The organism is Xanthomonas sp. F1, from assembly GCF_014199855.1.
Map to the genome: position 1 here is coordinate 86,348 of NZ_JACHOK010000007.1, position 19,671 is coordinate 106,018.

The following is a 19,671-nucleotide window of genomic DNA, read 5'->3' on the forward strand; positions in this document are numbered from 1 at the left end:
CTGTCTCGAAACCTACGCGTCACTCAGAGTGTTATAGGAATCCGTGACGCCGCAGGATATAACGCAGCTACTGGGTATCACCCCTCGCAAGAGTCGGCACGTTGATCCATCATCGAGATACCGGGTCAGGCGCGAGAATCACTATTGGGACTGGGAGAGCAGAGCTATCGAGGCATCCAGAGATGGCCTTGCTCATATCCGCGCGATCATCAAGATACTGAGAAACAAGGAGGCGGTTCTCGATCACCTCAGGGCATCTGGCTGCGAGATCGACATCTGCTGCTACTGGGTTACCTCCGGTCAAGGTGGTCCATTCCTTGATGTTGAGACTCTGGCAGATCTCGGGCGCTTGCAACTGTCCATCTGGTGGGACATCTACTACGGCGATCCGAATGACTACAATGAAGTTTCGGGGAACCTCTCCGACAGCATGTCAGCGGCTCATCAGATGCACGATTGAGCTTCATGCAACGATCAAACCGCCCGCACGCTGCTCGTTCCATTCGATTCCAGGTGACAATCGATGAACTTAAGCAGGATCGGCATCGGAACGACCATACTGGCCTTATCCTTCCTTGGCGTCGGCTACCTCACCGCCCGGCTGTCGCTGGCTTCATGTGCGGATGCGAGTTTTCAGGAAGCGAGGAGCAAAGGCATCAGCGGACGGGACATGCTCGGCAACAAGGTCGCCCCGACACGCGACTCCGTGACAGCATCCATCGCGGGCCCGTACCTCGTCCGAACGCAGTATGGGCTGCCACTCGATCTGCATGGGACGATCCACACCAGGCGGTATGTGGTGCTGCCGTGGAGAGTGGCGGCTTATGCGTCTGAAGTCATTCGTCTGGTGGACGCGACCTCCCTCCCTGCGGATGATCCCATCAGGTCCGCTGGCGCTCAGAAGCGCTTCGTCCAGCTCGGCATTGGATTGGGCCTAAACATATGGGAACGCCCCGGTCGAGGCCGCTACCTAGCCAGATTGAATGCGCTGGCCATTTCCACCAGATCAATGTGACGACGCCCGACTCGTGAAATACACTGCGACACCGCGATTCCTGAAACTCATAGACATTCATCAGGCTGCCTGCATCGGCCATGGAGAACTGACCGAGACCGTTCCGATGCCAGTGCCCGAGCGCATCGAGATCGAAGTCGAATCGGAAACTGGGTATTGCGCCATGTATCGTTACATGGCAACCGGAGAGTTCTGTGGTGACACTTGGCACGAGAGCCTGGATGCGGCATTCCAGCAAGCCAACTTTGAGTACGGCCTCTCTCCACAAGACTTCCTGATGTCAGAGGAAAGCGACCCGGCACATGATCCGGGCGATGCACTACCGCAATGCTGAAGGTCGTGGAAGCCAATGCGAGGTTACTCACGCATTTCAGGCGCGCCTGCCCGGTGTCCTAGTGCGTGGCGGAGGTTCCTTGCTGTTGGCACGGCCGGCATCGGCGTTCGAATTCCATATCCTGGCGGCGGCGTTGCATATGCTGAGATAGATCGGTGGCTCGGTACTATGCTGTGCGGCCTGCCGCCCGTTTGCTCGATACTTGTAGTTGTCTTTTCCTGAGGTAACTGTGTTCGACGCGGTAAACGCTGTGAGCGTTCAAAGCGCCGTGACGAACACTCACTAATCCTCTCCACACCCCTTCGCACACGCCAGCATGAACTGGAAATCGATCCTTGCCTACGCCGCCCTACTATTCCTTCCCCAGTGCGGCGTTGGCTTTTTAAGCGGCTTCTTCGATCTCGGAGGGCTAGTGAATGCCTGGACCCTCCTCTCGTTCCTGCTGTGCGCCGCACTATTCGCGCACCTCGCATTGCGTGTGGCACAACATCGCCTCGCGCACGCCTGCCTCGTTCTGGTCGTTTACGCCGCCCTCTCAGATATGCTCATGAGGCTACTGCCGTCAGACCCGACGGATGAACCGGCTCTTTTTGTCATCGTGGAATGGTTGCACCTGCTAGCATCCGCGACTTCGGGGCTGCTGGTTGGTTGGCAACTACGGCGAGCGAATGACCGCCGCAGCTCTGGTCATGGCCGCGATACTCGGCCGCCGGCATGACGCACCCGCTTCCAGGCCAGGCGCACGAAAGCTATAGAACTTACTCAAAACCCAGGTATCAACTCTAATGAGAGACCATGCAGCGCCCCATCGGATAGCATTCCTTTTGCGTTTGCAAGCGGCGCGCAATCGACCAGCATCATTTGGGCATACTGTCTGGGAAAATCGCAAATCGCTGTTTCAGTGGATCCTGTTATTCGTCGCTGCGGGGCTCCTCTTCGGATACACGCTTGGCACATCTTGCATTCCCAATGTCGTTGCCGTGGCCGCCGGAGTGCTGCTTGGGTTCGCCCACAGCCTGCATCAGAGCATCAGGGCATGGCCTTTGCTTTCCAGCGTCATAGACTGGGCGAAGGTCGAGCGGGAAATCTCGGTAGATTCGTCGAATGGCAGCTGATTCCTCATCACGTGCCAGTTCGCGATTAGGCCAGACTCAGGACTCAGCCGTCATGAAGTACGCCCTTCTTGCCTTTTCTCCAGTCGCTCTAGCCTTTTTCGTACCACGCTCAATAGCACAGGCCTCCGAACCCGGCCTATCCATCACCCAAGCGACACTGAAGGAGTCCGAGAGGGAGTACCAACACAGCCCGCTCTGCACCAAGGAAGAACTCACCTTGTGGACATGCCAGACGCGCAAACGCGCGTTCTCTCTATGTTCCTCGAAGGTGGTCAACCGGACTTCGGGCTACCTGCAGTATCGGGCGTCGGAGGGTGGCAAGCTGATGCTGCAATACCCCGCCGAGAAGAAGCTGCCGACCGGACTGTTTAGCTATCGCTCGTTCTTGAACGGCAATGCATCGATCGAGTTCAGCAATGGCGGCTACCGGTATAGCCTGTTCGATCCACTCCGATCTGCCTCGTCCATTTCCGTTTCCGGACTTGGAGCGACGGACAAGACTACGCAGATCGCCTGCGGCCCGAACCAGACCCTGCAGCTCAACTACACAATGCGGCTGATGTACGACTCGGGCGTCTGGGCCGACCCTTGAACGCGATGCAGTACGGCTCGCGCACCCTCGTCAGCACGTCGCTTGCCGCGTCTGGCATGGCGGACCGCAAGAAGAGTGCGGCGGCCCATGGCGATTGCCGTAATCGGCAAGTTGCTACACTCGACGCGTGCATGCAGGTCTCACTTAGCGCTCTCTGCAGGCAAGTGTTCGGTTTCACCGTCTATCCGGCACCTCCTTTTGCTGACTCCGAAAGATCCCTTTCCTCACACATCGGTCCCATCATGAAATACGCCATTGCCTTCCTGTTGCTTGCCCTCGTTTCGTCGCCGGCGCTTGCCGGCAAGAACTGCGATGAGTTGAAGGCAGAGCTCACCGCGAAACTCGATGCCCACGGCGTCAAGGACTACACGCTGGACGTGGTCGACAACGCCGATGTCAAGGACCGCAAGGTCATTGGTACTTGCGCTGCAGGAAGCAAGAAGATCGTGTACAGCAAGAACAAGCCGTCGACGTAAGCGACAGGAGCTGTTACGTCATGCATGCAACGTGGACGCGAGGCATTGTCCTCGCGCGTCGAAGGAGCGTGCCATGCAGGTAGTGGATCACGCGCCTCATGCCTGGTTCCTCCTGCGCGACGGCGACACGCTGCTGCTCGACGTCAACTGCAGCCATGGCGCGGTCGGTTATGCGTGGACAATGGCGCTGACAGCCCAGGAAGTTGCGCAGTACCGCGCGCTCGGACGTGATTTCATCGCGCAGCTCGCCGAGCGCGTGCAGTCGACCGCGCCGGGGGTATTGGGCAATCGGTCGCCGTATCTGGTTCGCAAGGCGGATGCCGAGACCCGCCAGCGTGTCACCCTGGCGATCAAGGCCTGGATCAAGGACAACTGATCGTCCGGCGCGCGCCGTACTTCCCCGCTACTTCCGCCGCAGCATTTTTTTCTACCAGCGACAGCGACAATGACAGAAGACCCGAAAGCCCAAGGTCGCAAAGCGCCCCGCAGGAAGGTGGAGTCCGAGCAGCGCACATCTGAAGAGGCCGCGCTTCCCCTCCCCAAGGAAACACTCTGGGCCTTGTTCGACCACTTGAATGACGCGCTCGCCGATGGCTGCGATCATTCCTTGCGGCTCACCACGCAGTTCCTCGCGTCCCACGATGTCGCTCCAGAGTCGGTCATTCCCTGGCTCGGTGCACACGGCGGTTTCTGCGATTGCGAGGTGCTGTTCAATGTCGAGGAGCGCTGGGGCAAGCCGTGAACGGACATCTACCTGATGCATGACCTGCCGCATCACTTCCTGGCCGATCTGCAGCTGCATCCTGCGCAACCAGGAAGCAAGGCGGCTGCGCTCGTCTCCGGCCAGTGGTGCGCCATTCTCTGCATCGACCAGCAACAGTGGTCGGCCCGCCTCACCTTCCCCGGCAGCCCATCGCCCGGCGATACGTTCCGGGCAGCGGTACAGTTGTTGATGCCTGAGGCAATTGCATGTTTCCCGGCAGGCGCTGATTTCACGCTCTGGGCGAACGGCAACGAGGGGACAGGCCACGTGGTCTCGGGCACGGCCTGACTAGCAGTGGGACCCACAAAGAATCCTCCCATGCACGTCGACATCACCCACCACGTGGACGCCAGCGAGCCCGACGACGAGTACGGCTACTCCTACGTCTATATCCTCTATCGCTTCAGTGATGGCCGCGATCGGTTGCTGGCGCGCAGCTACGACGACGAGGCGGATCAGGCGCATTTCCTGAACATCGAAGTGGACGGACACGTGCGCTTGATGGTCGATGCGGACCTGCGCCATCCGCTGCTGCTGGCCGCCGCGGCGTACCTGGGCGAGGCCGGCAAGCGTAGACTGCGCTGGCTGAGCGGGCGCGGCGACGGGTACGAGCCACTGCCCGGCCAGCCCACCATCGGACCAGCGGAGGCTCCATGAAGCGCGTCACCGGGATTGGCGGCATCTTCTTCAAGGCACAGGATCCGGCCGCGCTGCAGGCCTGGTATCAGCGGCATCTCGGCATCGACGTGCAGGCCTGGGGCGGCACCGCCTTCGCCTGGAACGACGACAGCGGCGCGCCGGTGACCGGCTCCACCGTCTGGTCGATCGGCGCGGCGGCGCAGGAGCCGCACTTCGCGCCCGGCACGGCGCCCTTCATGATCAATTACCGGGTGCACGATCTGCACGCGCTGGTCGCGGCACTGCGCGAGGAAGGCTGCCACGTGCTGGACCGCATCGACGAATCCGAATATGGCGCCTTCGCCTGGGTCATCGATCCGGAAGGCAACAAGGTGGAGCTCTGGCAGCCGCCCGCCGGGCAGTAGCGCCGGCCGGTACCGCTGGACGCCCGACCAACGAGCGTCGAAACCGCCCAGCACGCGCCGCCCGCCGGCATCGCTCGTGGGTGTCGACCGGAGGAGGCGCGCTGCCGACCAGCGGCACACGATCTTCGCTCGCCCTGCACTGCCCTATCACTACTGTCCGCGCTCATTGTCCTGATCGGGATCCGCGCCACCGATGAATGCCTCCCTCCCGAGTTCCCCCTCGCCCCTGCGTCCCTTCGCGGCGCGGGTCCTGGTCGTCATGGCGCTGGGCGCGCTGGCGCTGCTGGCCTGGCAGTTGTCGGAGCTGCTGCTGATCGTGTTCGGCGCAGTGGTGGTGGGCGTGCTGCTGCACGGGCTGGCCACGCTGTTGCGCAAGTGGTTGCCGCTGCCGGAGTGGGCAGCGCTGGCGCTGGTGATCCTGGTGCTGGTGCTGGCGCTGTCGGCGATCGTGCTGCTGTTCGGCGCCGAGGTCGCCGCGCAGATCGACACCTTCCGCGCCACCTTGCCGGCGGCCTGGAACAAGTTCCATGCCTGGCTGCAGTCCGGCCCGCTGGGGCCACAGATCGAGCGCATCCCCGACCAGTTGCGCGACGGCGCCTCGACCCTGGCCACGCATGCCGGCGCCATCGTGCTGTCGGCCGGCGGCGGCGTCACCGATGCGGTGCTGATGATGGTCGGCGGGCTGTACCTAGCCGCGCAGCCGCGGCTGTATCGACAGGGCCTGCTGCACCTGCTGCCGCGCGACCGCCGCGGCGTCGCCGATGAGGCGCTGACCGCCAGCGGCCAGGCGCTGCGTGCGTGGTTGACCGGGCAGTTGCTGGCGATGGCGGTGATCGGCACCCTGACCGGCATCGGCCTGTGGCTGCTGGGCGTGCCGGTGGCACTGGGCATCGGCCTGTTGACCGCGCTGCTGGACTTCATCCCCATCGTCGGCCCGATCGTGGCCGCGGTCCCGGCGATCCTGCTGGGCTTCACCGTCAGCCCGCAGGTGGCGCTGGGCGCGCTGTTGCTGTTCGTGGTGCTGCAGCAACTCGAGGGCCACGTGCTGCAGCCGCTGATCCAGGCGCGTGCGGTGGACCTGCCGCCGGCGCTGCTGCTGTTCTCGCTGTTCGGCATCGGCGTGCTGTTCGGGCCGATGGGCGTGGTGCTGGCGGCACCGCTCACCGTGGTGCTCTACGTGCTGGTCAAGCGCCTGTATGTGCAGCACGCGCTGGGCGATGCCGAGGGCGCGGATGGCGCCGGAAAGCCCGCCGCCTGACCTGCGGCGTGTGATCCCACCCCGACCCGCGCGCCACGATGCCCACCGATCCGCAGGACCCGCAAAGCGACTTGGCCGAGACCTTGCACGGCGCCGCCGCGTACAACGACAAGGGCTACGCCTGGCTCGGACACGACGCCCAGCAGATCGCCGACATGCAGCAGCGGTTCCAGGCGCAACTGACGGAACTGGCCGCGCGCCTGGGCGAGGCGCGGCTCGGCCCGGCGCTGAGCGCCGCCATCGCCAATGGCGCGGCCGCGTGCGGCGGCTCGGGCGTCTATGTGGCGCTGTGCGAGCAGCTATTCGGCAGCACGCGGGTGCGCCGCTGAGGGGTCGCTTCGGGCGCTGCCGGCCGCATCGTCTTCCAGAACCCCAGCAGCATCGCCTGCGATACGGCCGCTGAACGCCGGCCCGGCACGGGGACCGGCTGGCTTTGACTTGTCATTCACGCGGCCCACACTGGCGGGTGCCTTTCCCTCGCCCGATGACCCCGTGAAGAAGCCGCCCCAGGATCCCGCGTCCACCACCCCTGCCGACACCGACACCACCCCCGAAAACCCGCAACGCCGGCGCCTGCTCGGCGGCCTGGCGCTGGCCGGCAGCGCCCTGGCGCTCGGCGGCCCCGCCGAGGCCCACGCCGAGAGCGCCAAGCGCGCGCCGGCGCGTGCGCTATCGCCGACGGAACTGGATCGGCAACTGCGGCAGAAGATCGAGCACGTGGTGGTGATCTACGCCGAGAACCGCAGCTTCAACAATCTGTTCCCCGAGTTCCCCGGGCTGCAGCAGCCGCTGTCCAAGGTGACCCCGGCGCAGGCGCGGCAGGTGGACCGCGACGGCAGCGTGCTCGACATCCTGCCGCCGATCTGGGGCGGGCTGGCGCCGGACGAACAGGTGGTGGCGCACCGCCGCTACAAGATCGGCGAGGACGCGATCGGGCCGCTGCCCAACGCGCCGTTCGCGCTGCGCACGCCCGATGGCCAACTGCTGCCGCACGGCATCGTGACCCGCGACCTGGTGCACCGCTTCTACGAGAACCAGATGCAGATCAACGGCGGCCGCAATGACGGCTTCGCAGCGTGGAGCGACGCCGGCGGCCTGGTGATGGGTCACTACGCCGATGCGCCGGCCACGCTGCGGCTGTGGAGCCTGGCCCGCGAGTACACGCTGTGCGACAACTTCTTCATGGGCGCGTTCGGCGGATCGTTCCTCAACCACCAGTACCTGATCGCCGCGCAGGCGCCGTACTACCCCAAGGCCGACAGCAGCCCGGGGCGGACCCAGATCAGCGTGCTGGCCAGCGACCGCCCCGACGAGATCCGCCTGGCGGTGCAGGACGATTCGCCAGGCACCGCGCTCAACGGCCGGCCACGGTTCGTGCGCAACGGCGCGCTGACCCCGGACTTCTGGGCGATCAATACCCTGAGTCCGCCGTTCCAGCCCAGCACCAGCCAGGACCCGACGCGTCCGGACTACGCAGACCCCAACAGCCCCAACACGCTGCCGGCGCAGACCCACCGCCACATCGGCGACGCGCTCGACGCGAAGGGTGTGGACTGGGCCTGGTACGCCGGCGGCTGGGCGCTGGCGGTGCAGGGCAAGGGCGACACCGGCGACACCAGCGAGTTCCCGGGCAGCCCCAACTTCCAGATCCACCACCAGCCGTTCAACTACTTCGCCAACCTCGCCCCCGGCACGCCGGCACGGGCACGCCGGCTGCGCGACGGCGGCCTGGGCGACAGCGCCCCGGAGAACCGTTTCCTCGCCGACGTGCGGGCCGGCACGCTGCCGCCGGTGACGTTCTACAAGCCGCAGGGCAACCTCAACATGCACGCCGGCTACTCCGACGTGGCGGCCGGCGATCGCCACATCGCGATGGTGGTGGAGGCGCTGCGCAACAGCCCGCTGTGGGACAAGACCGTCGTGTTCATCACCTTCGACGAGAACGGCGGCTGGTGGGATCACGTGGCGCCGCCCAAGGCCGACCGCTGGGGCCCGGGCTCGCGCATCCCGGCACTGGTGGTGTCGCCGCACGCCAAGCGCGGCCACGTCGACCATAGCGTCTACGACACCGGCTCGATCCTGCGCTTCATCACCCGCCGCTTCGGCCTGGAGCCGTTGCCGGGCCTGGTCGAGCGCGAACGCGCGATGCACGCGGCCAGCGGCGTGGTGCCGGGCGACCTGACCGCCGCGCTGGATCTGGGTTAGATCGCGCCCGTTACGCAGGCCGCGCCCCTGCGGCCCGGCCTGCGCGCAGGGCGCGATGGACTGCCGTCGCCCTGCCCGCCTCGACGCAACGCGAGATCAGCCGGCCTGGAACGTGCCGGCGCCGCGCTGGCGACGGAACAGCAAGAAGGTGCAGGCCAGGCCGATCAGCGCCGCCAGCGACAGCCACAGCGCCGGCGCCGCGCGGCTATGGGTGACGTGGATCAGCCAGGTGGACACCGCCGGGGTGAAGCCACCCATGGTCGCGGTGGCCAGGCTGTAGGCCAGCGAGAAGCCGGTGGTGCGCACCTCCGCCGGCATCACCTCGGTCAATGCCACCACCATCGCCCCGTTGTAGGCGCCGTACAGCAGCGACAGCCACTCGCCGACCAGCAGCATCCGCACGAACGAGGGGGCATCGACCAGCCATTGCAGCGCCGGCCACACCGTCAGCAGCATGGCCACGCTGGCGACCACGAGCAGCGGCTTGCGGCCGATGCGATCGCTCAGTGCACCCATCACCGGCAACCACACGAAGTTGGACAGGCCGATGCAACCGGTCACCACCAGGCTGTCCAGCTCGCTCAGGTGCAGCTCGGTGCGGCCGTAGGTCGGCATGTAGGCGGTGATCAGGTAGAACGACACGGTGGTCATCATCACCATGCCCACGCCGGCCAGGATCAGCCCGACATTGGCGCGCAGCGAGCGTGCGATGCCGGCCAGGTCCGGCGCCTGGCGCGCGGCGAACTCGGGGGTTTCCTGCAGCGAGCGGCGGATCAGGAAGATCAGCGGCACGATCAGGCTGCCGATGGCGAACGGCACGCGCCAGCCCCAGCTGTCCATCACGCTGTCGGACAGCAATGCATGCAGGGCCACGCCGAGCGCGGCGGCGAACACCACCGCCACCTGCTGGCTGGCCGACTGCCAGGCCACGTAGAAACCGCGCCGTCCCGGCGTGGCGATTTCGGCCAGGTACACCGACACGCCGCCCAGTTCGGCACCGGCGGAGAAGCCCTGCAACAGGCGGCCAATCAGCACCAGCACCGGCGCCAGCACGCCGATGGTGCCGTAGCCGGGGACGAAGGCGATCAGCAGCACGCCGGCCGACATCAGCCCCAGGGTCAGGATCAGCCCCTTGCGGCGCCCGTGCCGGTCGATGTAGCCGCCCAGCACCAGCGCGCCGATCGGCCGCATCAGGAAACCGGCGCCGAACGTGGCCAGCGACAGCATCAGCGAGGCGAACGCGCTTTTCGCCGGGAAGAACGCATGGCCGATGGCCGTGGCATAGAAGCCATAGACCATGAAGTCGTACATCTCGAGGAAGTTGCCGGTGACCACGCGGAACACGGCGGCGGCGCCGTGCGGCGCGGCATCGGCGGCAGCTGGGGGCGTAGCGGAAGCGGTCATCGATCGAAGTCTGCTGGAGAAGAAAAGACGCCGCCTTGCGATGTGGTGCGACATCGGGGGCGGCGCGCGTGGCAACGGTACAACACGTGGGGTGCGGACGCCGCCATGGAGCTGCGCGCCGCTACGTGCGGGTTAATGCACGGCGGTCCGAGGCCGCGGCTCGGCGCGGCCGGTGGTGCCACCGGAATGCACAGCGACGCCTGTCGCTGATGTGGCCAGGCGCCAATATCAGTGTCGACCCACCGAGTGCGTCCGCACTCGGCACGCTGGCGCAGGCGCCTTCGAAACAGTCCAGCACGCGCGGGGCGCAACGGCGCCACGACGCCCGAGCGGGTAGGCTGCACGCTGGTCACGCACCAGGAAGCGCCACCGATGCGTCCCGTTCGACCGCTGCATCTCGGCGTGATCGCCGACACCCATGGCCTGCTGCGCCCCGAGGCGCTGGCGGCCTTGCGCGGCTGCGCCGCCATCGTGCATGCCGGCGACGTCGGCAAACCGGACGTGCTGGACGCGCTGCGGGAACTGGCGCCGCTGCACGCGATCCGCGGCAACATCGATACCGCGCCGTGGGCACAGGCGCTGCCCGAGACTGTGGACCTGGACATCGAGGGCGTGCGCCTGCACGTGCGCCACGACCTGAAGACGCTGGCGCGGGTCGCCGACGGCGTGGACGTGGTGATCAGCGGCCACTCGCACATGCCGTCGCTGCAGACCCGCGACGGCGTGCTCTACCTCAACCCGGGCAGCGCCGGGCCGCGCCGCTTCCGCCTGCCGATCAGCCTCGGCCATCTGTATCTGACGCCGACCGGCCCGCGCGGCGAATTGCAGACCCTGGGCTAGCGGACGCGGTTCCCGCGCCGTGGCGCAGCGCCACGCGGCGTGCGACGCGCGGCGGGCAGGCGACAAACGCGCGCGATCTTCGCTACAGTGGCCGCGGGGAGGCGTGCGGCCAGCGGATGGCATGGCCACGCCAGGATGCGGCACTGCGAAGGGGAGCGAGCATGCGCAAGGGATGGAACGTGTTCGGCAAGGTCGGCCTCGGCCGCATGACCAAGGACGAGTACCAGGCCAACCTCAACGGCCTGAACATGTTCTTCGGCGCCGTGCTGGGCCTGGTGCTCACCGGTACCGAACGGCTCAATGCCTGGCAGTTCGGCGTGGTCCTGGCGATGCTCGCCAGCCTGGTCACCTCGATCCTGTTCATTTCCAGCAGCCGGCACCGGGTGGCTTACGCGATCTACACCCTGGCGGTGGCGCTGCTGCTGCCGAAGATGATCGACGTGATGCTCAAGGGCCACGACCTGCTGCCGGACAAGGTGCAGCCGACGCTGATCGTGTGGACGATGATGACCATCCTGGTGGAGTTCTGGGGCCGCGAACGCGACCAAGGCGAAGCGACCGCCCCCTCCGACCCATCCCGTTGAGCGACGTCGGACAAGCCTCGAGTGCATCGTCCGATCTTTCCGCTCCGGATGCACCTTTTACAAACCAACCATGTCGAACCGGCGGCTGGCCGATCGAATCGGATGCCATGTGCCATGAAAGCATGTAGACCCTGGGCCGTTGCGCTTGCGTTGTGTCTGCTGACGAGCTCCTGCGCCACCCTGACCGCGCCGCTCTACACATATCGGCCACGCCCCGTCCTGGCCCACCCGAGCGATGCCAGCTTCGACTTTCAAGGCAGTTGGGAAGGCGTGCTCGACGGCTTCAATGCGCCGCACTACGTGGATAGCGCAGGCTTTCCCATGCGTTTTCGCTTCGTGATTTCGCGCTGGCACGTGCGCGTCTACAACCTGGTCAGGGGAGCGTGGCAGGAAATGAAGCCGGGGCAGTTCCGCATGCGCAATTCCGGCCCACATGCGCTCATTTACAGCACCACCTCGGGACGCGATGAGGATGGCGTCTGGGTCGAGTCGTCGTCGTTCACGCTTGCACGGACCTCCAATGACGAGATGATCGTCTACTGGCAGCGCACGGTGAACAATCTCGATGTTCCCCCGACCGATCAGTGGCATCAATTCGCCTGGGGTTACAGCGGCATCATGCAGCGTGCGGTCGCCGGTGACTGACGTCCGAGAGCACGACAACGCCGCCGGCAGAGCCGCGGCGATCGTCGGAACATGGACGCGGACGCGTTGGCGCAGACCGCCCCCGCGCGCCGCCTCTCACCAATCCGTCGGCGCGTAGTCCTTGAGGAACTGGCCCCACACGTGCTCGCCGGTGTTGAAGCCGTGGATGATCGGATCGACGATGCGCGCGGCGCCGTCGACGATGTCCAGCGGCGGATGGAAGCGCTCCTCCTCCACCTTGCGCGCGGCGATCTCGGCCGGATCCTCGTCGGTGACCCAGCCGGTATCCACGCTGTTCATGTGGATGCCGTCGTTCTGGTAATCGGCCGCCGAGGTGCGGGTCATCATGTTCAACGCGGCCTTGGCCATGTTGGTGTGCGGATGCCGGGTGGTCTTGAAGTTGCGGTAGAACTGCCCTTCCATCGCCGACACGTTGACGATGTGCTTGTCGCGCTCGGGCGTGCGCAACATCAGCGGCTTGAGCCGCGCGTTGAGCACGAACGGCGCGACCGCGTTGACCAGCTGCGTCTCCAGCAGTTCCACCGAGGACACTTCGTCCAGCAGCAGGCGCCAGGAGTTGCGCCCGCGCAGGTCCACCTGCTGCAGGTCCTGGTCCAGGCGCCCTTCCGGGAACAGGTGCTGCTGGGCGAGCAGGTCGTCGGCCAGCAGCGGCACCTGCGACAGCTCCGCGGCGCGCAGCAGGCCGTCGGCACCGCTGCGCGCCTGGCCTGCACCGGCCGGCAACGTATTGCCCCCGGCCGGCAGCAGGTCGGGACCACGCAGGCCTTCGTACTGGCCCACCAGCCGGCGCACGTGCTCGGGCAGGTCGTGCAGCGCGGCGGTCTCGCCGGCCAGCATGTGCGCGTAGAACTGCGGCGGCCGGCGCACGGTCTGGCAGGCGTTGTTGACGATGAAATCCAGGCGTGTGCGGGTCGCCAGCAGTTCGCTGCAGAACGCCTCGACGCTGGGCGTGTGGCGCAGGTCCAGCCCATACACCTGCAGGCGGTGGCCCCACTCGGCGAAATCCGGCTCCTCCGCGTAGCGCGCCGCCGAGTCGCGCGGGAAACGCGTGGTCACGATCAGCTCGGCACCGGCGCGCAGCAGCTTGAGTCCGGCCTGGTAGCCGATCTTGACCCGGCCGCCGGTGAGCAGCGCCACGCGCCCGCGCAGGTCCGCAGTCTCGGTGCGCTTGAAGTAGTTCAACTCGGCGCAGGGCGGGCACATCTGGTCGTAGAAGTGATGCAGTTCGGTGTACTTCTGCTTGCACACGTAGCAGTGGCGCAGCTCGGGCGAGTGCGCCGCGGGCGTCTCGGCCACGGTTTGCGCATGCGCCAACGCGGCCGGCGTGTGCGGCGGGAAATAGTTGGGCGTGCTGAACACCGGCTTGCGCCGCAGCGCGCGGATGCCGGTCTGCGCCAGCAGTTCCTCGGCCTTGCGCACCTTCTCCTGGTGGCGCTCGCGCGCCTGCTCCTTGAGCAGCTTGCGCCGCGCCTTCGGCTCGGGGTTGAAGACCTGGGCGACCACCTGCAGCAGGCGCACCCGCTCGGTTTCCGGGAAGGTATCGAGCACGCGCCGGTCGGCGGCGATGCTCTCGAGCAGGTCCAGGGCGATGCGCAGGCGCTCGGCCTGGGGCAGGTCGTCGGGCGAAACGGGGGCAGTGGCGTTCAAGACAGATCCGGGATGGGCGACGGCGAGCCGCGGCAGAGCGCCGGCACGATGCCGACAGGGCAGCACGCGGTCCGGATGCGCCACCGCGCGCCGAAGCGGGAACGGCGGCGGCACGGGCCGCGGCAGGCCGGAGGAACCGGCCACCTCCGTATTTTCGCCGATCCGGGGCCTGCGATCCACGCGCCGTGCGATGGCCGGGCCCGGCACCCGCCCCGGAGGCGGGCCGGGACCGCTCAGCGCGCCGGCGCCGTCGCGAACTCGCCGCGCTGCAGCTTGGCCACGTCGTTGCCTTGCGCATCCTTGGCCTGCAGGTCGGCGCCCTTGGCGGCGAGGTCCTTCAGCACCTCGGTGCGCTGGAACAGCGCCGCGTACATTGCCGCGGTCTGCCCGGCGTTGTTGCGCTGGTCCGGCGCGCAATCGGCCTGCATCAGCCGCTTGGCGATGCTCAGCTCGCCCTTGAAGATCGCGCCCATCAGCGCGGTGTTGCCGCGCTTGTCCTGCGCGCAGGGGTCGGCACCGGCGCGCAGCAACTGCTCCACCGCTGCCTGCTGGCCGTGGTAGGCGGCCAGGATCAGCGCGGTGTAGCCCTTGTCGTCGCGGGTATCGAGGTCGTAATGGGCATGGATGAACTCGGCCAGCATGTCCTGGCGGCCCTGCCGCGCGGCATCGAAGAAATAACTGCGCAATTGCGCCTGCACCGCGGCCGGATCGGGCGCCGCAGGCGCGGCCGGTGCGGCGGCAGCCGCGGCGCTCACGGCGAGGCCGAGAACAAAGAGGACAACACGACGCATTGGGGGTCTCCGCAAGAAAGGTGCGCGGCGCGGCGATACCGCCGCCGGGCCGCGCGTGGGACGGATCAATCCTGCAGCTGCGCGGCCAGTTGCTTGACCCGCGCCAGGTCGCCCTTGGCCACCCGCGCCACGCCGCTGCCGTAGGCCGGGTCGGCCTTGTACAGGAACGAGAGCATGAGGTGCTTGCTCTCGTCATCGGTGCCGGCCAGCGATTCGCCGAAGCTCTGGATCAGGTCCTGCTGCTCCTTCTTGCTGTAGCTGCGGAACAATTCGCCGGCCTGCTTGAAGTTCTGCTCGCGGGTGATCTTGGCCTGCTGGGTGGTGCCGGACAGCGGCAGCTGGCTGTAGCGCGCGTTCGGATCCTGCGGCCGCGGGTTGAGCCGGCTCGGCTCGTAGTTCACGCCGCTGCTGGTGCTGCCGGCATTCATCGCACCGTCCTGGTTGCCGTTGTTGACCGCCACGCGCGGCCGGTTCACCGGCAGGCTCAGGCCGTTGGTGCCGACGCGGTACAGCTGGGTGTCGGCGTAGGAAAAGATGCGCCCCTGCAGCAGGCGGTCTTCCGACGGCTCGATGCCCGGCACCAGATTGGCCGGCGCCATCGCCACCTGTTCGGTTTCCTGGAAGAAGTTGTCCACGTTCTTGTTCAGCACCATCTGCCCGATCTTGCGCTCCGGCACGCCCGGCCAGATCTTGGTGGCATCCAGCGGATCGAAGTCGAACTTGGCCAGGTCCTCGGGCGCGAGCACCTGGATGTACAGGTCCCACTTCGGGTAGTCGCCGCGCTTGATCGCGCCGACCAGGTCGTTGGTCAGGTGGCTGTAGTCCTTGCCCTGCACCGCCACCACCTGCTGCGGATCCAGGTTCTTGAGGCCCTGCAGGCTCTTCCAGTGGAACTTCACGTAGTGCACCTGGCCCTGCGCGTTGACCAGCTTGTAGGCGTGCACGCCATTGCCGTCCATGAAGCGATAGCCGGCCGGCGTGCCTTCGTTGGAGTACAGCAGGGTCAGGGTGCGGGTGGCCTCGGGCACGTGCGAGAAGAAATCGAAGCGGCGCGCATCGTCGTCGAGGTTGGTGCGCGGGTCCGGCTTGAACGCATGCACCATGTCCGGGAACTTGATCGCATCGCGGATGAAGAAGGTCGGGAAGTTGTTGCCGACCAGGTCCCAGTTGCCTTCGCTGGTGTAGAACTTGGTGGCGAAGCCGTGCGGATCGCGCAGCGTCTCCGGCGAATGGTTGCCGTGCACCACCGAAGAGAAGCGCACGAACACCGGCGTGGTCGTGCCAGGCGCGAACACCTTGGCCTTGCTCAAGTCGGAGATGTCGGCGGTGGCGGTGAACTCGCCATGCACACCGGTGCCGCGCGCGTGCACCACGCGCTCGGGGATGCGCTCGCGGTCGAAGCGCTGGAGCTTCTGGATCAGTTGCACGTCCTGCAGCAGGGTCGGGCCGTTGGGCCCGGCGGTCTGCGAGTTCTGGTTGTCGCCCACCGGCGCGCCGTTGTCGCGAGTGAGCGTGGACTGCGCGGCGCTGGCCGACAGGATCAGGGAGGGCGACAACAGGGCAAGCAACAACAAGGATCCAGGGCGCATGGCGTCGGCTCGTGTGAAGGGAGCTGCAGCATGGCGGCAGTGCCGCGCGCAGAACATTCGTTCCTTGCAATCGATGCCATCGATGCAACCAATCGTGCGCACGCACTGTGACCGCGAACATTGGGGGAGCGCGCAATGCGTTGCAGCTGGAGTGCCGGCGCAGCGTCAATCGACGGCCGGGGGCGGCGCAGATGGCCGCAAAATGTAGACGCGCGCCTGGCTATCGGCGTAGTGGTGCGTGTTGGAATGCGCGGGCAGCGACAGCCGAGCGCCGCACACATCGGAAGAGGCGCGCCGAAAAAAGCGAAGAGCAGCTTCTAAAGGCGCAACGCGTCCGCCGCTTGCAATGCCACACCGCAACGCCTCGGCAAGGGACGTTGCCGACCACGCATACCGCATGCATCAGCGCGCGGCCGACGCTTCGGCACACGATCGAAGCGGCGGCACCTGCGAAGCGCGCCATCCTTGGGCAAGCGCGTCGCGCGCGAGAAGGCCGGTGGAGCAGCCCGCCCCCCGGGCTTTGCCGCGATGATGGACGCTAGCGCTTCGTGCTCAGCGCGCGGCTGCGATCGGCGAACAGCGTCTGATCGGCGCGACTGTAGGCCTCGCGCTGCACGGCCGCATCGATGCCGCGCTGGAAATCGGCGCGGAATCCCGGCTCGGTGATGCGCTGGGCGATCAGGAACACCGCGTGTGCCGTGTCGACGCCGACCGCCTGCGCATCGGGAAAGCCCTGGCGCCGGATCAGATCGGTCAGGCGCTCCTGGCTTTGCTTCTGTGCCATCCGCACCTCGCGTGCATACGCGCGCAGCGAGACGGTATCGTGCTGCAGCCGCTGCGGCGAGTAGTCGCGCTTGAGATCGGCGCGGGCCTGTGCGTCGTCGCTGATCAACTGCAACAGTTGCGTGCGATAGGCCGGATTGGCCGGCGCTGCCGCTGCAGCGTCTTCTGTCGGTGCACCGGTCGGCTGCGCCGCGGCGATGCCGGTCAGCACGCACAACGCCGCTCCGAACGCCCAGCATGTGGCGATTCGCATGATGATGTTCCCCCTGTCGCCCGCGATACTAGACCAGCGCGAACAGCCTGTCCGCGCTCATCCGGGTTCGCGGCCATGCGATACCAGCTTGGCGCACGACGTCACATCGTCATTCCAACAGGCGTCACATCTGCTAGCCGATGACCCGCTTGAACGGCGGCAACGCATCGATGATGCGCTTGCCGTAGCGCTTGGTCAGCAGTCGCGAGTCGAGAATGATCACCCGGCCGTGGTCGTCGGAGGTGCGGATCAGGCGGCCGGCGAACTGGGTCAGGGTGCGCAACGCGTGCGGCACCGCGATCAGATTGAAGGCGTTGAGGCCGCGGCTCTCGAACCATTCGCCGAGCGTGGCGGTCTGCGGATCGGTCGGCACGGCGAACGGCACCTGGGTGATGACCACCGTGGTGCAGGCCTCGCCCGGCAGGTCCAGGCCCTCGCCGAAGGAGTTGAGGCCGAACAGCACCGAGCCTTCGCCGGCGGCGATGCGGCGCATGTGCTCGCCGATCATCTGCGACTTGGAACCGTCGCCCTGCACCAGCACGCGGTTGCGCTGCGCGATCGGCAGCAGGTCGGCCACCTTGAGCATCTTCCAGCGCGAGGTGAACAACACGATCGAACCCTTGCCCCAGTCCAGTTCGCGTACCAGGTAGCGCGCCACTTCGCGCGGATGGCCCTCGCGGTCGTCCGGTGCCACCGGGAACGCCGGCACGATCAGCTCGGCCTGGTTGGGCAGGTCGAACGGCGAGGACAGGGAGACCATCTCGGCATGCGCGGGCAGGCCGTTGTCGATCGCCAGCGCCTGGAAATCGCCGCCGCCGGTGAGCGTGGCCGAGGTCAGCACCGCCGCGTCCACTTCGCTCCACAGCAGCGAGCGCAGCACCTGCGCGGCCGATACCGGCGAGCAATGGCAGATCAGATCGGCATCGCGCGAGGCGGTGATCCAGCGCGCCATCGGCGGCTGCCCGTCCTGGTCCTCGCGACGCCAGCCCAGCCACAGCGCGTACTGCTGCTCGACCATCTCCAGGGCCATGCCCAGGTTGCGCTGCAGGCGTTCCTTGGCCGCATCCTCCTGCTTGGACTTGGCCGCCATCTGGTGCGCGGCCTGCACCCAGTTCAGCAGCGCCCCGGTGTCCTGCGCCTGCGCGTCGATCAGTGGCTTCCAGTCCTCGGGCAGGCGGCCGTTGGGCGCACGCCACATCGGTTCGTCCTGGCCCGGCTCCGGCACCCACACCCGTTCGATCTCGGCGCGGAAGGCTTTCAGGCCCTTGGCCACCTGCGCGGCCAGTTCGACCGCCTCGTTGGGCAGCTGATTGCCGATGCGGTCCTTGTCGGCGAGCCGGTAGGCGGCGCCGACCAGCGCCTGCAGGCGGCCGGTGCGCCGCGCCATCTCGTCCAGCGGCAGGTTCGCCGCGCCCTGGTCGATGGCGACGCCGGCGATGTGGTGGCCCTCGTCGAGCACCAGCAGCATGTCCGATGGCGGCGCGATCAGCGGCTGGCCGTTGTCGCTGTCGCCCAGCGACAGCGCCGACAGCAGCAGGGCGTGGTTGGTGACCACGATCTGCGCATCGCGCACCTCGCTGCGCGCCTTCAGCACCGGGCACTGCACCGCGAACGAACAGCGCCGCCCGGCGCAGCCGGCGGCATTGGTGGTGATGCGCGCGCGCAGCGATGGCGGCACCGGTTCCGGCGCCGCATCCAGGTCGCCGTTCCAGGTCCTGTCGGCATAGGCCTTGGCCAGCGCCCGCGCCTGCTCGGCCTCGGCCGGGCTCAGCGGACGGTCGTACAGCGGCGCCTCGTCCTCGAACATGCTGTCCTGCGCGGCCTCGCCGTGCAGCTCGGCGACGTTGCGCGTGCACAGGTAACGGGTGCGGCCCTTGGCCAGCGCCACCGTGGCCTCCAGACCGGTGGCCTTGAGGAACGCCGGGATGTCGCGCTCGACCAATTGCGACTGCAGCGCCACCGTGCCGGTGCTGATCACCAGCTTCTTCTTGCTGGCCAGGGCGATCGGCACGCCGGCGGTCAGATAGCCCAGGCTCTTGCCGACGCCGGTGGGCGCCTCGGCCACGCCCACGCCGCCGGAGGTGCCCAGCGCACGCGAGACCACGCCGATCATCTGGCTCTGCGCGCGGCGCACGCGAAAGCCCGGCGTGTTGGCCTGCAGCTTGGTGTAGGCATCGCGGATCGCCAGCTTGACCGGTTCGGTGAGCTGACGCGGGGGCGAGCCGGACGCGGGCGGCGTCGACGGCGAAGGGGAATCGGTCATCCCCGCATTTTCTCACGTCCCGTCGCAAGGACTGAAACGCGGGAACTGAA

At 66.9% G+C, this 19,671-nt stretch carries 23 protein-coding genes; 17 read left to right on the plus strand and 6 right to left on the minus strand.

Going from position 1 to position 19,671, the window contains the following annotated elements; all coding sequences use genetic code 11:
* Nucleotides 1-43 precede the first annotated feature (43 nt).
* The 14 genes from GGR71_RS15265 to acpA all read left to right on the plus strand — a co-directional run bounded on the left by GGR71_RS15265 (nt 44) and on the right by acpA (nt 8,801).
* Nucleotides 44-460, plus strand: a complete 417-nt coding sequence (locus tag GGR71_RS15265) for a DUF4279 domain-containing protein (protein WP_160963292.1) — start codon at nt 44-46, stop codon at nt 458-460.
* Nucleotides 461-523: 63 nt separating this feature from the next.
* Entirely contained in the window at nt 524-1,015 is a 492-nt protein-coding gene (locus tag GGR71_RS15270) for a hypothetical protein (RefSeq protein ID WP_160963290.1), read from the plus strand.
* A 13-nt stretch (nt 1,016-1,028) separates the two neighbouring features.
* Entirely contained in the window at nt 1,029-1,349 is a 321-nt protein-coding gene (locus GGR71_RS15275) for a hypothetical protein (RefSeq protein ID WP_160963288.1), read from the plus strand.
* A 316-nt stretch (nt 1,350-1,665) separates the two neighbouring features.
* Complete coding sequence (locus GGR71_RS15280; protein WP_160963286.1) at nt 1,666-2,067, plus strand: hypothetical protein; 402 nt, start codon at nt 1,666-1,668, stop codon at nt 2,065-2,067.
* A 449-nt stretch (nt 2,068-2,516) separates the two neighbouring features.
* Nucleotides 2,517-3,056, plus strand: a complete 540-nt coding sequence (locus GGR71_RS15285; protein ID WP_237474585.1) for a hypothetical protein — start codon at nt 2,517-2,519, stop codon at nt 3,054-3,056.
* Between the two features lie 5 nt (nt 3,057-3,061).
* Nucleotides 3,062-3,532, plus strand: coding sequence for a DUF1161 domain-containing protein (locus tag GGR71_RS21140; RefSeq protein WP_237474589.1), 471 nt, complete (start codon nt 3,062-3,064; stop codon nt 3,530-3,532).
* A 73-nt stretch (nt 3,533-3,605) separates the two neighbouring features.
* A complete protein-coding gene (locus tag GGR71_RS15295) occupies nt 3,606-3,908 on the plus strand; it encodes a hypothetical protein (protein ID WP_160963284.1) in 303 nt (100 codons plus the stop codon).
* Between the two features lie 69 nt (nt 3,909-3,977).
* Nucleotides 3,978-4,274, plus strand: a complete 297-nt coding sequence (locus GGR71_RS21145; protein ID WP_237474584.1) for a DUF2695 domain-containing protein — start codon at nt 3,978-3,980, stop codon at nt 4,272-4,274.
* 15 nt (nt 4,275-4,289) lie between these two features.
* Nucleotides 4,290-4,583, plus strand: a complete 294-nt coding sequence (locus GGR71_RS15305; protein WP_160963282.1) for a hypothetical protein — start codon at nt 4,290-4,292, stop codon at nt 4,581-4,583.
* A gap of 30 nt (nt 4,584-4,613) precedes the next feature.
* Nucleotides 4,614-4,952, plus strand: a complete 339-nt coding sequence (locus GGR71_RS15310) for a hypothetical protein (RefSeq protein WP_160963280.1) — start codon at nt 4,614-4,616, stop codon at nt 4,950-4,952.
* Complete coding sequence (locus GGR71_RS15315; protein WP_160963278.1) at nt 4,949-5,338, plus strand: VOC family protein; 390 nt, start codon at nt 4,949-4,951, stop codon at nt 5,336-5,338. Before GGR71_RS15310 ends, GGR71_RS15315 begins: the two co-directional genes overlap by 4 nt.
* A 259-nt stretch (nt 5,339-5,597) precedes the next feature.
* Nucleotides 5,598-6,596, plus strand: a complete 999-nt coding sequence (locus GGR71_RS15320) for an AI-2E family transporter (protein WP_017907681.1) — start codon at nt 5,598-5,600, stop codon at nt 6,594-6,596.
* A 38-nt stretch (nt 6,597-6,634) separates the two neighbouring features.
* Nucleotides 6,635-6,925: a hypothetical protein gene (locus GGR71_RS15325; protein WP_184452093.1), complete on the plus strand. Its 291-nt coding sequence runs from the start codon at nt 6,635-6,637 to the stop codon at nt 6,923-6,925.
* Between the two features lie 163 nt (nt 6,926-7,088).
* Entirely contained in the window at nt 7,089-8,801 is a 1,713-nt protein-coding gene (acpA, locus tag GGR71_RS15330) for an acid phosphatase (protein ID WP_160963274.1), read from the plus strand.
* A gap of 96 nt (nt 8,802-8,897) precedes the next feature.
* Here acpA and tcuC read toward each other — a convergent pair whose 3' ends face one another.
* On the minus strand, nt 8,898-10,205 hold the full coding sequence (tcuC, locus tag GGR71_RS15335; RefSeq protein ID WP_160963272.1) for an MFS transporter: 1,308 nt from the start codon (nt 10,203-10,205) through the stop codon (nt 8,898-8,900).
* A gap of 372 nt (nt 10,206-10,577) precedes the next feature.
* On the opposite strand from tcuC, the gene GGR71_RS15340 reads away from it, so the two are divergent.
* The 3 genes from GGR71_RS15340 to GGR71_RS15350 all read left to right on the plus strand — a co-directional run bounded on the left by GGR71_RS15340 (nt 10,578) and on the right by GGR71_RS15350 (nt 12,274).
* The gene (locus GGR71_RS15340) at nt 10,578-11,045 is read left to right on the plus strand and encodes a metallophosphoesterase family protein (protein ID WP_160963270.1); all 468 of its coding nucleotides are present in this window, start codon (nt 10,578-10,580) and stop codon (nt 11,043-11,045) included.
* A gap of 161 nt (nt 11,046-11,206) precedes the next feature.
* Complete coding sequence (locus GGR71_RS15345; RefSeq protein WP_160963268.1) at nt 11,207-11,629, plus strand: hypothetical protein; 423 nt, start codon at nt 11,207-11,209, stop codon at nt 11,627-11,629.
* Between the two features lie 114 nt (nt 11,630-11,743).
* On the plus strand, nt 11,744-12,274 hold the full coding sequence (locus GGR71_RS15350) for a hypothetical protein (protein WP_237474582.1): 531 nt from the start codon (nt 11,744-11,746) through the stop codon (nt 12,272-12,274).
* 96 nt (nt 12,275-12,370) lie between these two features.
* Here GGR71_RS15350 and GGR71_RS15355 read toward each other — a convergent pair whose 3' ends face one another.
* The 5 genes from GGR71_RS15355 to dinG form a co-directional block, all read right to left on the minus strand.
* Nucleotides 12,371-13,942: an SDR family NAD(P)-dependent oxidoreductase gene (locus tag GGR71_RS15355; RefSeq protein WP_160963266.1), complete on the minus strand. Its 1,572-nt coding sequence runs from the start codon at nt 13,940-13,942 to the stop codon at nt 12,371-12,373.
* 233 nt (nt 13,943-14,175) lie between these two features.
* The gene (locus GGR71_RS15360; RefSeq protein WP_160963264.1) at nt 14,176-14,733 is read right to left on the minus strand and encodes an ankyrin repeat domain-containing protein; all 558 of its coding nucleotides are present in this window, start codon (nt 14,731-14,733) and stop codon (nt 14,176-14,178) included.
* 65 nt (nt 14,734-14,798) lie between these two features.
* Nucleotides 14,799-16,322 (minus strand): catalase KatB, encoded by a 1,524-nt coding sequence (katB, locus tag GGR71_RS15365; protein ID WP_160963262.1) that lies wholly within the window; start codon nt 16,320-16,322, stop codon nt 14,799-14,801.
* Nucleotides 16,323-16,860: 538 nt separating this feature from the next.
* Complete coding sequence (locus tag GGR71_RS15370; RefSeq protein WP_237474581.1) at nt 16,861-17,358, minus strand: hypothetical protein; 498 nt, start codon at nt 17,356-17,358, stop codon at nt 16,861-16,863.
* A gap of 133 nt (nt 17,359-17,491) precedes the next feature.
* Entirely contained in the window at nt 17,492-19,621 is a 2,130-nt protein-coding gene (dinG, locus tag GGR71_RS15375; protein ID WP_160963260.1) for an ATP-dependent DNA helicase DinG, read from the minus strand.
* Nucleotides 19,622-19,671: the final 50 nt, after the last annotated feature.